General features: G+C 49.5%; 16 protein-coding genes and 3 tRNA genes. 6 read left to right on the top strand and 13 right to left on the bottom strand.

Translation table 11 applies throughout. The features are described 5' to 3' along the window. Positions 1 to 5: 5 nt before the first annotated feature. A complete protein-coding gene (gene mdoC, locus AACU55_RS17900) occupies positions 6 to 1190 on the top strand; it encodes a glucans biosynthesis protein MdoC (protein ID WP_013576278.1) in 1185 nt (394 codons plus the stop codon). Between the two features lie 83 nt (positions 1191 to 1273). Here mdoC and AACU55_RS17895 read toward each other — a convergent pair whose 3' ends face one another. Together AACU55_RS17895 and AACU55_RS17890 are read right to left on the bottom strand one after the other, a co-directional pair. Next, positions 1274 to 2308 (bottom strand): HlyD family secretion protein, encoded by a 1035-nt coding sequence (locus AACU55_RS17895; RefSeq protein WP_013576279.1) that lies wholly within the window; start codon positions 2306 to 2308, stop codon positions 1274 to 1276. A 58-nt stretch (positions 2309 to 2366) separates the two neighbouring features. Continuing rightward, positions 2367 to 3968: an MFS transporter gene (locus AACU55_RS17890; protein WP_134705866.1), complete on the bottom strand. Its 1602-nt coding sequence runs from the start codon at positions 3966 to 3968 to the stop codon at positions 2367 to 2369. Positions 3969 to 4216: 248 nt separating this feature from the next. On the opposite strand from AACU55_RS17890, the gene AACU55_RS17885 reads away from it, so the two are divergent. Both AACU55_RS17885 and AACU55_RS17880 read left to right on the top strand, forming a co-directional pair. Then, positions 4217 to 5011, top strand: coding sequence for an IclR family transcriptional regulator (locus AACU55_RS17885; protein WP_013576281.1), 795 nt, complete (start codon positions 4217 to 4219; stop codon positions 5009 to 5011). 18 nt (positions 5012 to 5029) lie between these two features. Then, positions 5030 to 5476 carry a universal stress protein gene (locus AACU55_RS17880; RefSeq protein ID WP_134705865.1) on the top strand — a complete coding sequence of 149 codons (447 nt, stop codon included), beginning with the start codon at positions 5030 to 5032 and terminating at the stop codon, positions 5474 to 5476. Positions 5477 to 5553: 77 nt separating this feature from the next. On the opposite strand, the gene AACU55_RS17875 is transcribed toward AACU55_RS17880, so the two are convergent. From AACU55_RS17875 to AACU55_RS17865, 3 genes are all read right to left on the bottom strand, one after another. Then, on the bottom strand, positions 5554 to 5814 hold the full coding sequence (locus tag AACU55_RS17875) for a hypothetical protein (protein WP_013576283.1): 261 nt from the start codon (positions 5812 to 5814) through the stop codon (positions 5554 to 5556). A gap of 400 nt (positions 5815 to 6214) precedes the next feature. Beyond that, positions 6215 to 6580: a DUF2502 domain-containing protein gene (locus tag AACU55_RS17870; protein WP_072012304.1), complete on the bottom strand. Its 366-nt coding sequence runs from the start codon at positions 6578 to 6580 to the stop codon at positions 6215 to 6217. A gap of 251 nt (positions 6581 to 6831) precedes the next feature. Continuing rightward, the gene (locus tag AACU55_RS17865) at positions 6832 to 6963 is read right to left on the bottom strand and encodes a hypothetical protein (RefSeq protein WP_013576285.1); all 132 of its coding nucleotides are present in this window, start codon (positions 6961 to 6963) and stop codon (positions 6832 to 6834) included. 185 nt (positions 6964 to 7148) lie between these two features. Here AACU55_RS17865 and AACU55_RS17860 point away from each other — a divergent pair, with 185 nt between their 5' ends. After that, complete coding sequence (locus AACU55_RS17860; protein WP_013576286.1) at positions 7149 to 7361, top strand: YccJ family protein; 213 nt, start codon at positions 7149 to 7151, stop codon at positions 7359 to 7361. Between the two features lie 72 nt (positions 7362 to 7433). Here the strand turns inward: AACU55_RS17860 and AACU55_RS17855 are convergent, their stop codons facing one another. The 3 genes from AACU55_RS17855 to AACU55_RS17845 all read right to left on the bottom strand — a co-directional run bounded on the left by AACU55_RS17855 (position 7434) and on the right by AACU55_RS17845 (position 8655). Further along, positions 7434 to 7697, bottom strand: coding sequence for a hypothetical protein (locus AACU55_RS17855; RefSeq protein WP_015690199.1), 264 nt, complete (start codon positions 7695 to 7697; stop codon positions 7434 to 7436). Positions 7698 to 7745: 48 nt separating this feature from the next. After that, positions 7746 to 8021, bottom strand: a complete 276-nt coding sequence (locus AACU55_RS17850) for a hypothetical protein (protein ID WP_013576288.1) — start codon at positions 8019 to 8021, stop codon at positions 7746 to 7748. Positions 8022 to 8145: 124 nt separating this feature from the next. Beyond that, the gene (locus tag AACU55_RS17845; protein WP_013576289.1) at positions 8146 to 8655 is read right to left on the bottom strand and encodes a YlaC family protein; all 510 of its coding nucleotides are present in this window, start codon (positions 8653 to 8655) and stop codon (positions 8146 to 8148) included. Positions 8656 to 8832: 177 nt separating this feature from the next. On the opposite strand from AACU55_RS17845, the gene AACU55_RS17840 reads away from it, so the two are divergent. Further along, positions 8833 to 9309, top strand: coding sequence for a GyrI-like domain-containing protein (locus tag AACU55_RS17840; RefSeq protein ID WP_037037262.1), 477 nt, complete (start codon positions 8833 to 8835; stop codon positions 9307 to 9309). A gap of 4 nt (positions 9310 to 9313) precedes the next feature. Here the strand turns inward: AACU55_RS17840 and deoR are convergent, their stop codons facing one another. Beyond that, positions 9314 to 10078 (bottom strand): DNA-binding transcriptional repressor DeoR, encoded by a 765-nt coding sequence (gene deoR, locus AACU55_RS17835; protein ID WP_112151618.1) that lies wholly within the window; start codon positions 10076 to 10078, stop codon positions 9314 to 9316. Between the two features lie 84 nt (positions 10079 to 10162). Continuing rightward, on the bottom strand, positions 10163 to 10822 hold the full coding sequence (locus AACU55_RS17830; protein ID WP_134705864.1) for a metallophosphoesterase: 660 nt from the start codon (positions 10820 to 10822) through the stop codon (positions 10163 to 10165). A 223-nt stretch (positions 10823 to 11045) separates the two neighbouring features. Between AACU55_RS17830 and AACU55_RS17825 the strand changes: the two genes are divergently transcribed. After that, the gene (locus AACU55_RS17825; RefSeq protein WP_013576293.1) at positions 11046 to 11312 is read left to right on the top strand and encodes a hypothetical protein; all 267 of its coding nucleotides are present in this window, start codon (positions 11046 to 11048) and stop codon (positions 11310 to 11312) included. Positions 11313 to 11579: 267 nt separating this feature from the next. On the opposite strand, the gene AACU55_RS17820 is transcribed toward AACU55_RS17825, so the two are convergent. The 3 genes from AACU55_RS17820 to AACU55_RS17810 form a co-directional block, all read right to left on the bottom strand. Continuing rightward, positions 11580 to 11665, bottom strand: a tRNA-Leu gene (locus tag AACU55_RS17820). 11 nt (positions 11666 to 11676) lie between these two features. Continuing rightward, a tRNA-Cys gene (locus tag AACU55_RS17815) sits at positions 11677 to 11750 on the bottom strand. 58 nt (positions 11751 to 11808) lie between these two features. Continuing rightward, a tRNA-Gly gene (locus AACU55_RS17810) sits at positions 11809 to 11884 on the bottom strand. Positions 11885 to 11971 lie beyond the last annotated feature (87 nt).

Below are 11971 nucleotides of genomic sequence, written 5' to 3'. Positions count from 1 at the left end.
ACGTAATGACACAGCCAAAACCACAACGTGAGTTTTTCTTAGACTCCATCCGCGCATATTTGATGTTGCTGGGTATTCCTTTCCATATATCATTGATTTACTCCAGTCATATCTGGGCGGTAAACAGTGCAATACCCTCTGACGGCCTGACAATATTTAATGATGTTATTCACGCCTTCCGTATGCAGGTGTTCTTTGTTATCTCGGGCTATTTTTCTTATATGCTGTATGAGCGCTATGACCCGCAGCAGTGGCTGAAGGTGCGTCTGGAGCGGGTTGCCATCCCGCTGGCGGCGGCCTTCCCGCTGATCACGATTCCGCAGCTCTATTTCCTGATGAAATTCACCAGTAAGTTTTCTGACTGGAATAATATGGATTTTTATCAGAGAATTAATGTGACCGTATGGGAACTGGTCTCACATTTATGGTTCCTGTTAACCCTGGTTATTCTCACCAGCATTTGCTTTTACCTCTTCAAATTTATTAAAGAAATTAAGAATAGTCGTATTCAAATAATAAAAAGCCGTACAAATAGCTTAGGAAAAATCTCAATTATATTTCTTTTTATCGGTTTAATTTACGCGGCATTTAACAGAAGCCTGTATCTTTTTGCACCAAATTTACTTTCCAACGGCGCGTTTAATTTCATCGTCATGCAAACGTTGTTTTATCTGCCATTTTTCATCCTGGGTGCACTTGCTTATAAATTCTCCTGGCTGAAAGAACTGTTTCTGAAACCCTCCGCGACCGCCGGGGTAGTCAGCATTTTCCTGTTCGCCGCTTACATGTTCAATCAACATGTCAATACGCCACAGCTGTACTCAATGGAAATCGATGCCATCATCACTACCCTGCTCGGGTTCCTGATGGTCAATGTGGTGTTTTCATTCAGCCATTATTTACTGAATTTCCAGGCGCCATGGATCACCTATCTGGTCAACTCGTCCTTGTTTATCTATCTGATCCACCATCCTTTAACGCTGATTTACGGTGCGTTCATTACACCGAAAATTCACAGCGACTGGCTGGGATTCTGGCTGGGGCTGGTGTTTGTATTCGGTATCGCCTTTTTGCTGTATGAAGTGCATAAGCGCATCCCGATCCTGCGGTTCCTGTTCTCTGGCAAACCACAGCATCCGGCTAAAAAGAATTCAACCGACGCGAATCCGCCGCAGAATCAGGCTTCCTGATACGCGGATATTGACCCCATACAAAGTCAGCGACATGAAAAAGGCGATCTCCGGAGTCGCCTTTTTGTTTCAAAATTTGTTATTCAGCGCGATGTGATATCAATTGTCGGGATCACAGACATCCCGACTTTCAGACGCTTCACATCGGGCTGATTACTGTCGAGCACAATTTTAACCGCCAGACGCTGTACAACTTTAGTGTAATTGCCGGTCGCATTGTCCGGCGAAATAGGCGAAAACGTCACGCCGGTGGCAGGCGAAATGCTGTCCACCTTCCCTTTCAGGGTCACACCCGGCAACGCATCCACCTTAATCTCAACCGGCTGATGCGGCTGCACATCACCCAGTTGCGTCTCAAGGTAGTTCGCCACAATGTAAGCATTTTTCAGCGGCACCACGGCCAGAACGCGTGCTCCTGCAGCCACATATCCGCCGATACGCAACGAGCGCTGCCCGACCACGCCATCCACCGGCGCCGTAATTTCGGTATAAGAAAGATTCAGCTTCGCCTGTGCCAGCGCCGTTGCGGCTGAATCGATTGCAGCTTTCGCTTCTGCCTGTTCCGCTTTCAGTACATCAACCTGCTTTTCAGCGCCCAGTGCTGCGGCCATATCACTCTGCTGCGCAGCCAGTTTTGAACGTAAATTGGCATCAGACTCATCACGTGCATCGGCCGTGCCGGAGCCATTTTGCAGCAGGCGTTTATAACGGTCAGCACTCTGACGCGCATAAGCAATACTGGCCGCATCAGCATTAACCAGTGCCCGGGCCTGCAAGATAGTCTGTTGTTGTTTCGCCAGTTGCGCGGTCAGGCTGAGCATCTGCGCATTAGCGGTTTCCAGATTTGCTTCTGCTGTCAGTACCGCATTGCGGTAATCACGATCGTCGATTCGGGCAAGTACATCACCGGCTTTCACCATCTGGTTATCCTGCACGTAAACATCCGCAATCGTGCCGGAAATCCGCGGCGCGACCAGCGTGGAATCTGCAGAAACAAAGGCATCGTCGGTAACGGGTAGAGTGCTCTTGCCGAGTATCCACAAGGCGATGACAACCAGAAATATCACTACCACAGCGGCACACAGCCAGCTCAGGCGGACAGGTGAGGTTTTTATCATGATGTTGTTCTCTCGTACTTTTCAGAGTGGAATACTACGGTTAATAGTGATGTGATACTCAGGGGCGTTTAACCAGAGACTGAGGCGGATATGTGCGTTTAGGCAAAATGGCGACCAGCAATATCAGCGAGAGTGCCAGCCCGATGATCACCATGTAGGCGTCCGATATTCCCAGCACCAGCGCCTGCTGTCTCACCCCTTGAGAAAACCGGGTGAGGACTTCTGTCGAAATCGCTGCGCCACCGCTGTTCAGCGGGGCCAGAAAGCTGCTGTCGCCACCATAAGGCTGGGAGAGCAGATAGCTCACGCTACCGGCGTGATTGAGCAAAACATTGGAATGGAATTGCTCGCGGTGGCTGACAAAGACAGCCAGCAAAGAACCGCCCATCACGCTGCCCAAACCGCGGGTGGTGTTAAACATCGCGGAGGCAAAAGGCCCTTCCAGTGGCTGTACAACACTGGTTGCACTCATCAGGATCGGCAGGACCGCCATCGGTTGTCCGAAAGCCTGCATAACCTGGATCAGATAGAAATTATCGCGCGCCCAGGCACCGGTAAGGTGTGTTCCCCAGTAACAGGAAAAGCCCACCAACCCTAATCCGCAGACAAGCACCCAGCGGCTGTCTATCCAGCGCATGGTCAGCACAAAAGCGATCAACGGGGCGAGTAATAGCTGCGGTAAACCGATAGTCAGCGCCAGCGGTCCGACCTGTATGGCACGAAATCCGCCAACCTGCTCCATATAACTGGCGGGTAACGCGGAGCCCGATAAGAAGAGAAACATCAGAGCGAACAGTGTGATTAAGCCGTGCGCCAGATTATGTCTTCTCAGCATTTGTAATTTGAACAATGGCAACGGGTGATACCATTCGTTGACCAGGAAAACCGTCAGCAAGCCAAGCGCCGTGAAAAACATCAGCGTAATCAGCGGCGAGCTGAACCAGTCGAGGCGTTCTCCCTGCTGCAAGGCCAGCACCAGCAGCGTTACCCCGCCCGTGCCAGTCAGCATACCGACGACATCCATTTGCCGGAAACGCTCAAAACGCGGCGGATCCTGCGGCAGTCCGTGGGCAATCATCGCTACCGCCAGCAGACACGGTGGGATCACCTGCCAGAACACCCACTCCCAGCCGACATAATCGGTCCAGATGGCCGCCAGTGAAGTCGCCATATTGGGCCCGAAAGTCGCCGTCAGCGCATAAGCACTCAGACCGTATAACTTGTATTGCGGCGGCATAAAACGCAGGGCGGACGTCATCAGTAACGGCGGCAAAGCACCACCGAACACGCCCTGAACTGCGCGCAGTGCAATGAATACCGGCAGATTTGGGGTGTACGGCAAAATAGCGGCGATAAGAACAAAACCCAGCGTGACGAACACGGTGAAACGACGCAGTGAAAAGGTCATGGCAAACCACGGTGCCAGCATCATTGCGGAGACTTCCGCCGCCTGATAGGCACCAATCAGCCATGAGCCCTCATCTGTGCTGATGCTGAGTGCACCACGAACATCGGCAAGCGCAATGTCAGTAACACGGTCGTTAAGGCCAGAACACAATGAGGCGATTAAAACTCCCAGTAACCCGATAACCAGCCTTAACGTAAAAGGGGGCGGCACGGGCAGTGCAGCAACAGGCGCCATTGCGATTGTCTGATTCATCGTTAACTCCACCGCTTTATCATGGCGGCGATAGGAAGAAGGCAGGTTTTGTGTCGCAGAAGTGCAAAATAAGCGACCTGCATCACAAATATTTCGATGCATTGCACCACATTGTGATACACACGGAAATACTATAATACGATGCACTGTATTGCAATGTGATTAAAAATTGTTTTTCACCCGTTGAGCCATTACATTGACCACTCAGGTTTATGGACAGGATCACGCACGGAGATAAAGGAGAAATCATGGCTCAGGACAATCCGGCAGACGAAGAACGCAGCGGTGGGATTCAGGTGATCTCGCGGGCGGCCACCATACTCAATTCGCTGGGAAAACATCCGCAGGGAATGAGTCTCGGTGCCATTGCCAATGAAGTGGATTTACCACGTTCGACTGTACAGCGCATCGTCGCCGCACTGGCCGAAGAAGGGCTGGTTCGCTCAGAAGGTAGCGGCGGTGTACGGCTTGGCCCGACGCTTCTGAAACTCGTTTCAACGGTCCATACCGATGTCATCGCCATCGCCTCCCCATTTCTGCGTCAGCTTTGCGACAACACACAGGAAACGGTGTCGCTCGGGCGGGCAAGTGGTCGGCAGATCGCCAATATTCATAGCATTGTGGCCGAGCGGGAACTGCGCGTGGTGCCGCGCGTCGGCCTGAATCTGCCCATTTACAGCACATCGAGCGGCCGTGCCCTGCTGTCGCTAAAAACCGATGAAGAGATCCGCATTATTGTCGGGGATGTGCTGGAGCCCGCCACGGAAAATACCGTGCGTACCCTTGACTCACTGCTGGAAAAAATCGCCAGTGTGCGGGAAAGCGGAATTGCGATGGAAGAGGGAGAAACGGTAAACGGCGTTACCACGCTGGCTATCGCAATAGATACAATTTTAGGCCGTTACTCAGTATCGGTACTTTTCCCTACCGCCCGGCGGGCAGCCAAAGAGTCGCAAATCCGTGAAGCGTTGCTGGAATGCAAACATGCCCTGATTGGCGAAATTGGTAAATTGGATGAAACCCAGGTATCCGGTGGAAAATAAAGAAAGAAAGGAATTGCCATGTTTGATGTCATTTTGTTAGCCGTAGACGGCTCAAAGCAATCCCTTCTCGTGATTGATCTCGCCCGCCAGCTGGCAAAGGGACGAGCTTCAACGGTTTTCGTCACCTGCTGCATTGACGAGTCTTACGCACTGGAAAATAACGGCGATGTTCCCGGTGAAATTGTCAGCTACCCGCCGGCAGAAGAAGAGCAAAACACCGCACGCGCCGTGGTCGGGCATGCGCTGGAAATTTTGTCGCAAGCAGGGATCAGTGCGAAAGGCAATCTGATCGTCGGTCCGGCCGGAGAAGCGCTGGTGGCTGAAGCTGAAAGAATCAATGCCTCGGTGATTGTCATCGGCCACCGTCAGCTTTCAGCGTTTGGACGGATGATGAAAGGCTCGGTCAGTGCGGAAGTGATCGCGGCCGCCCCCTGCCCGGTTATGGTTGAAGTTCGCGGTAATTAATATTTCTGATGCCAGACGACAAAAAGCGCCCTCAGGCGCTTTTTCAGACGGATAAAGAACAGCAATAACGAAGCGGATTATTTAATGTTTATCAGTCCCATGGATTTTGCCCAATCTGAGATGTGATCCCGATAAAAGAAAGTGATGTCCAGTTCCAGTGAACATTCCTTTGATGGCGTCACACTTCCTAAACACGGATATTCCAGCGGACGATATTCAAAAAGGAAATCATCCATTTCCTCATCAGTCATCAACTTATCGCCTTCTATTTTATCCTGGTAGAAATAGGCATCCAGCATCCAGGCGCGGTATTCAAAATCATTTTTAATCAATTGCATAGGGATAATCTCGCTAAATGACATGTTACATATCTGACAGGGCTTTCCCCTGTATGACGGCCTGTTTCATCAGATATGTGTCGTATTCGAGCCATCCATTGCCGATTTCATAACAAGAAATTAACATATTAATGACCGTTAGCAAGCTGCAATTACTCTTAAAAAAGTTTTTTCCAAACTCACCTGCGCTCAATAGAATGAAAAAACATCTTTATATAATTCAAGTAAATGAATCACATTATTTGCATTCATAAAGTAATTAATTAGGAGAGAATTATTAATAGCGGGGGAGAGAATGTGGAAGGAACAGAACTGACATTGGGGATGCTTTTGCATCGCCACTGCCAACCCTGTTCCCAAAATCTTTTTAACGTCTGCCATTCAACTCATCAAACTTTCGTTACCAGCGGCCCGGAGGAGGTGGACCTTCGCGCCAGTGTCCCGGAGGGCCATCACGCCAGTGCCCAGGAGGGCCATCGCGCCAGTAGCCGGGTGGCGGGCCTTCATGCCAGTGCTCATGATGCCAGTAGCGTGGCGGCGGCGGGGCCGGTTCGTAATAAACCCAGTGCCCGCGGCCTTCATCACGATAATGCTGGTCCCACCAACCCGGTGGACGCCAGTCACCACCATCCCAATAGTATCCGCGGTCGTCACGGTCTCCGATATGCAGTGACAACCCTGGCATATTAACGCCAAGCTCGACGTTCGCCTGTGCGACAGCTGGCAAAGTTAGCAAAACGGCGAGAACTAAAATTAGTTTTTTCATTGTGAACCTCACGACCTGCTTATCAGGTGGTAACAAAGTACCCCCAGCTATCTTCCTGTTCTATAGGAATTTATCCCAAAAAAAAGCCCTTAACGTAACCCTTACATTTGCGTCAATCCACCACCTCGTCCAACCAGGCGCAACGCTATGGCTGCAAAGGAAATTCAGTTCAACATTGCAAAGCCGTTATAAATGACAGATACAAAAAAACCGCCGAAGCGGTTTTCTTTTTGCTGCTTTGTTGTGCAAAATCAGATTTTGCAGCCTTCGCAGTCACTTTCGTCCTGAACGGCTTCAGGCACTTCTGCTGCTTTTTCAGCTGCTTTCACTTCGGCAGTTTCCAGTGCAGCATCAATGTCAAAATCAAAAATATCGTCGCTCATTCTCATCACCTTAAATGTTCAAAATCGCGTTCAGTATAAACGACAGACCCTGCCAGGCGCCGGTTTTTTTGTGCCCTGCCGCCACCGCATTTGCATAAAGTGCATCGGGAAACCATAGTTATAGTGAATGCAACGGTGTAACAGAGACACCTTTATGAATATGAAATCAACATGAGGAGAACCGGATGACGACGTCAAACATCAAAGCGTGGGCAAATACCCGTGAAACCTCTCACGAAATCGCCGAGGCCATTTTCGAACTGGCGAATAACGACGAGACGCTGGCACAGAAAATCTGGGAAGAAGGTAACGACGAAGTATTGCCTATCGCGTTCGCCAAGACCAAAGAAGACCATTTGTTCTGGGGCGAAGAGAAAATTGATCGGCAAAATGTCTGATAGCCACAGCGTGAACGGCTGACAGCCCTGAGTCAGACTTAGGGCTGAATCTGCATTAAACCGGCATGGCAGTTAGCTGTCGAAGCCAAATCCCATTTTATGCGCCCACTCAAAGATTTGCTCTTTGTAGAAAAAACGCGGCTCACACACCCCCGGTTCGCCTGGTGTCTGGATCATCACAGCGACGCACGGATAAGCCACCGGACGGGCGTCAAAGATAAAGTCATCCACTTCCTGATCGGCAAACTCAGAGGTTTCGCCTACCGCACTCGCCTGGAATATTTCATCCATTATCCACTGACGGTATTCAAATTCGTTGCTGATAAATTTCATCATTTACCTCTGTCTGGCTTTTACTCTGCTTGCGGTCATTGCCGGATTAAATCAATGGTGTAAGGCGTCGCCGCCACAGCAAGGGCACACTTCGGCGCGCGTTACGGACATTTGCGCACTGCCGTCGCAGTCCCATTCTACTCTCAGCGGTTTGCCGTTATCGTGTACGACTTTGATGAAACGATCAAAATGTGCAGCCTGCCCGGTCATCGTTTCGGTGACTAACAGTTCATCGCCCGCATAAATACGTGCAGTAGCTTGCGTGTCCTGTTTTTCACCCGAAATGATTTTGTGCAGATGGTGAATGGTAAGTTTGATTCGTTCCACTATAGCTCCTGTAACGGCTCAACATCATTTTCTCGTTTAAACACATTCACGAAAATGATGCCCAGCAGCTATTTTATCAGAGCATGCAGGGTAACGTCATGGCCTGATGCCATGTTTAGAGGGGTTAAGAGTGAGCTAACTGTGCTGTTCCGGTGCTATCTGGCAAATGGCGTTCCAGCCGGGCCAGATCGTAAACATCATAGAAATCCACAAAACCTTTGTGTCGGACAATGGATTCAATGCGGTTTTTGATGTGCTCGCTGACATCAGGGGCGCTGAGTATTTGCTTCACGGCATCAGCAGAAAGCTCGCGGCTGAAATACCATTCGCCGTTATAACAAACGCGTAAATCAAGCACCCCGATATCTTCGTAGCGATAAACTGGCTTAATTTCCAGCAGCAGCATCGCGGACATAAAGATCAGGAAAGCCGTAAATCCGATAAACCAGCCGAGTCCCATATAAGGTGAAACGTACATGACGATGCCCACGGCGATATACCCGACCAGCATAGCCAGACATAACCAGGGATGGTTTATAAAGAACTCAGCATTGATCCGCGCTTTACCATCGCGCCCTTCCTGACGATTGATGCGATCAATTTCACTGTTTAATACGTTTTTGATTACGTCCATCTCATACCTCATTGCGTCACGACTATAATGCAATCTGATTACATAATTTTATCACGACAACTGTTATAGCGCGTAGAGCAGTTCACCGGCGTTAATGGGTAAACTGTTATAGTTTGGCATTTGCACCTTACTCAACATGGAACCCGTTCAATGCATGTCAGATAAAAGGAGATCATCGTGGCATTATTAATTGTAGAGAGACCGGCCAAAAAGCTGGTGAGCTACCGGGTGGTTGGCCCCTATCAGGAGTCAATCCACAGTGGTTTTCAGCAACTGATGAAATGGGCTGCACGGCATCATCAGCCGCAAAACGAATGGCTGACGTGGTTTCATGATAATCCTGACACCACACCGGCAGAAGCTTTGCGTGCTGATCCGTCGGTGTGTGTAGCCGATAATTTTATTCTCGATGATGCAGAAGGACTGGCGTTGCAAACGCTGCCGGGAGGCACGTATGCGGCGTATCACACCACGATCACAGACGGCAATTTTGAAAAGGCCTGGCGGGACTTCTACAGCCAGCTGCTGGCCAGTACGAGCTATCGCCCGGACGGAAAAGCGTGCTTTGAGCACTATCTCAGCGACGGCTCCAAAAATGGCATCTGGGAAGTGGTTTTTTATCAGTCGGTCGAAAAAATCCCGGCAATCCGCTGAAGTGTTAAACCAGCAACGGAATGTCGGAGAGCTCGCAGAAATCGACATAAGCCTGTGGTGGTTCAGCGTCGCTGACCACCACATTAAAACGCGCAAGCGGCGCGATGGCTGCGGGCCTGACCTGATCAAATTTGCTGCTGTCAGCGACGAGAATGCTCTGCGCTGAGCGTTCTATGGCCTGATGTTTCATCAGTAATTCATCAAAATTAAAGCAGGTCACACCGTGTTCAATACTGACGCCCGCAGCGGAAATAAAGGCTTTCGCCGGGCGGATAAAGTCGAGTTCACTGCTGCGCCCGATAGGCGTAAAAATACTGTTACTGGATTTAAACGCACCGCCGCACAAGATGACTTCACAGTGAGGTTTTTCCTGCAGCGCCAGAAACGTATTGAGCGAATAACAAATGGCCGTAAATACCCGGTTATCGGCAATGCTTTCAATTACATAAGGCATTGTCGTGCCACAGTCAAAAAATACCGTATCGTTATCCTGAATAAGACTGGCTGCGCGGGCAGCGAGACGTTGTTTCTCCGCAACATGGCGGGTTTTCTGTTCACTGATAAAGTAGTGCGTCGCCGGATTATTCTTCGGATCAATCACAATATAACCGCCGAGTAAAATTACCGGTGCGGGTGCTGCGCTGAGATCACGGCGGACAGTCATTTCCGAAACATTGAGCAGTAAAGACGCTTCTTTAAGGTGAATTTTGTCGGTCTTTTTTAATGCCAGCAACAGACGCTGAATCCTGTCTTCACGCTTATTTTCCATGATGTTATCCCGTGCCTTCCCGGTTCGCAGCCGCTCACTATACCGTTGCCCGTCAGTCACCGCAAACCCCGGTAACGCCTGACATTACTGCAGCTGAATAAGCGTCAGATAACCGCCAAATACAGCGCCCGTATCAATATAAAACTGATTGGCAAACTGCATTGCATGTTCAACCGGCGTGTGACCGAAATAAAATTCATCAGCGCCAGCTATCGGTTGAAAGCGACCCGCCAGCGCAGAATTCACACGATCACGATCCCAGATAACCTCATCACCATCCAGTAGCTTATCGAACACATATTCATTGGAAAGGTAATCAGCATGAGCCACTACGATACGCCTGCCCTCACAGTTCGTCAGTTCGAGAATATGTGGCAGCGTGTCAGCCTGTAAAATCAGCGCTTTCGCCTCTTCTTGTTTGTCATGTTCAAGAGCATAAAACCAGTCGCCGCCATTACGTAACCAGCGCGGGATATTCTCTTCGTTTATGGCATCAATCGCCATCTGCTCATGATTTCCGCGTACACAAGCAAACCAGGATTCATTGAGCAGTTGCAAACAACCGACGCTGTCAGGCCCGCGATCGGCAAGATCCCCCACAGATAACAGCAGATCGCGGTGGGGATCGAAAGACACTTTCGCCAGCTTTTCCCTAAGTAAACTCAGGCAACCATGCAAATCGCCAACAATATAAATGTGTCTGTATATTGAACAATCAATACGCTGGTACAGAGCAGGAGTCATACTTCGCCAAAATCCATAATCAGGATGAATTCCTTAAGTGTAATGCAAGATGATAATGAGGAAAGTGGAGAAAATCGGGAGAAGACTTTACTCTCTCATCAGCGGCTTATGCGCTCTCTACACTGAGTTGACGCTGAAATCCACTGATAATTAAATTATCGTTAAGTAACTGACGCCTTTTTGTGCTAGACTACTGCCCGCTCTAAGTAAAACCGGAGGTTTTATGAGTTCCACAGTTTTAAGCGCTCAAGACGAGTGTCCGTTATGTCAAAGCAGGAATAAGACGTCGGTTAATATGTCGGCGAAAATTGTTACTGTGACCTGCACTTCGTGTGGCCGCTACAGTATCTTCCGCAAAACCATGGAAGAGATTTCAATCGACAGGAAGAAACGCGTTGCCCTGCAGGCGTTTTTCACCAGCCAGCCTAACTACCATTTGCCGCTATCAATCAGGGCATTGAGCAACACTGATTCATCGGGTGAATTCTGACCCTAAAAACGCCCCTCGGGGCTGTTTTAATTCCTGATTTTCTTCATCCCTTTTACTCAACAACCGACATTGTGTTCAGAGCACCTCATTCTGGCTGAGGTCGCGTGCGCGAAGGATGTTATTGAAGAAACACTTAAGGCCCCTGTTGCAGGTGGCCTTTTTTATTGCATCTGGATTACGCGAATTTCAGGCATAAAAAAACCACCCGAAGGTGGCTATAACGACATTACTACTTTATTGCTTTTGATTATTCAGCTAATTTTCCCATGGTACCCGGGACGAGACTTGAACTCGTACAGCCATAAGCCGAGGGATTTTAAATCCCTTGTGTCTACCGATTCCACCACCCGGGCTCCGGGAAAATTGGAGGCGCGTTCCGGAGTCGAACCGGACTAGGCGGATTTGCAATCCGCTACATAACCGCTTTGTTAACGCGCCTTAAATCTTACTACTTGTCTTGCACTTAAACCAATTCACGAACCAGTTTAAGAAAATTTGGAGCGGGAAACGAGACTCGAACTCGCGACCCCGACCTTGGCAAGGTCGTGCTCTACCAACTGAGCTATTCCCGCTTTAATCAGAACGTACTGATTTTTTTAACTAATCTTCTGGCACAAGACTGGCTGCCTTCCGATGCGTTGCATTCTACTGACCTGACG

The sequence above is a fragment of the Rahnella sp. CJA17(1/100) genome (assembly GCF_963881615.1).
Lineage (GTDB): Bacteria > Pseudomonadota > Gammaproteobacteria > Enterobacterales > Enterobacteriaceae > Rahnella > Rahnella aceris.
This window is presented reverse-complemented; position numbering and strand designations above follow the sequence as displayed.

Bases quoted from the DNA above. Each gene is read 5' to 3' on its own strand.
- AACU55_RS17845 (WP_013576289.1), bottom strand. From the start codon at position 8,655: ATGGACGTAATCAAAAACGTATTAAACAGTGAAATTGATCGCATCAAT.
- deoR (WP_112151618.1), bottom strand. From the start codon at position 10,078: ATGGAAAATAAGCGTGAAGACAGGATTCAGCGTCTGTTGCTGGCATTA.
- AACU55_RS17830 (WP_134705864.1), bottom strand. From the start codon at position 10,822: ATGACTCCTGCTCTGTACCAGCGTATTGATTGTTCAATATACAGACAC.
- mdoC (WP_013576278.1), top strand. From the start codon at position 6: ATGACACAGCCAAAACCACAACGTGAGTTTTTCTTAGACTCCATCCGC.
- AACU55_RS17865 (WP_013576285.1), bottom strand. From the start codon at position 6,963: ATGAGCGACGATATTTTTGATTTTGACATTGATGCTGCACTGGAAACT.
- AACU55_RS17885 (WP_013576281.1), top strand. From the start codon at position 4,217: ATGGCTCAGGACAATCCGGCAGACGAAGAACGCAGCGGTGGGATTCAG.
- AACU55_RS17860 (WP_013576286.1), top strand. From the start codon at position 7,149: ATGACGACGTCAAACATCAAAGCGTGGGCAAATACCCGTGAAACCTCT.
- AACU55_RS17890 (WP_134705866.1), bottom strand. From the start codon at position 3,968: ATGAATCAGACAATCGCAATGGCGCCTGTTGCTGCACTGCCCGTGCCG.
- AACU55_RS17895 (WP_013576279.1), bottom strand. From the start codon at position 2,308: ATGATAAAAACCTCACCTGTCCGCCTGAGCTGGCTGTGTGCCGCTGTG.
- AACU55_RS17875 (WP_013576283.1), bottom strand. From the start codon at position 5,814: ATGCAATTGATTAAAAATGATTTTGAATACCGCGCCTGGATGCTGGAT.
- AACU55_RS17880 (WP_134705865.1), top strand. From the start codon at position 5,030: ATGTTTGATGTCATTTTGTTAGCCGTAGACGGCTCAAAGCAATCCCTT.
- AACU55_RS17825 (WP_013576293.1), top strand. From the start codon at position 11,046: ATGAGTTCCACAGTTTTAAGCGCTCAAGACGAGTGTCCGTTATGTCAA.
- AACU55_RS17870 (WP_072012304.1), bottom strand. From the start codon at position 6,580: ATGAAAAAACTAATTTTAGTTCTCGCCGTTTTGCTAACTTTGCCAGCT.
- AACU55_RS17855 (WP_015690199.1), bottom strand. From the start codon at position 7,697: ATGATGAAATTTATCAGCAACGAATTTGAATACCGTCAGTGGATAATG.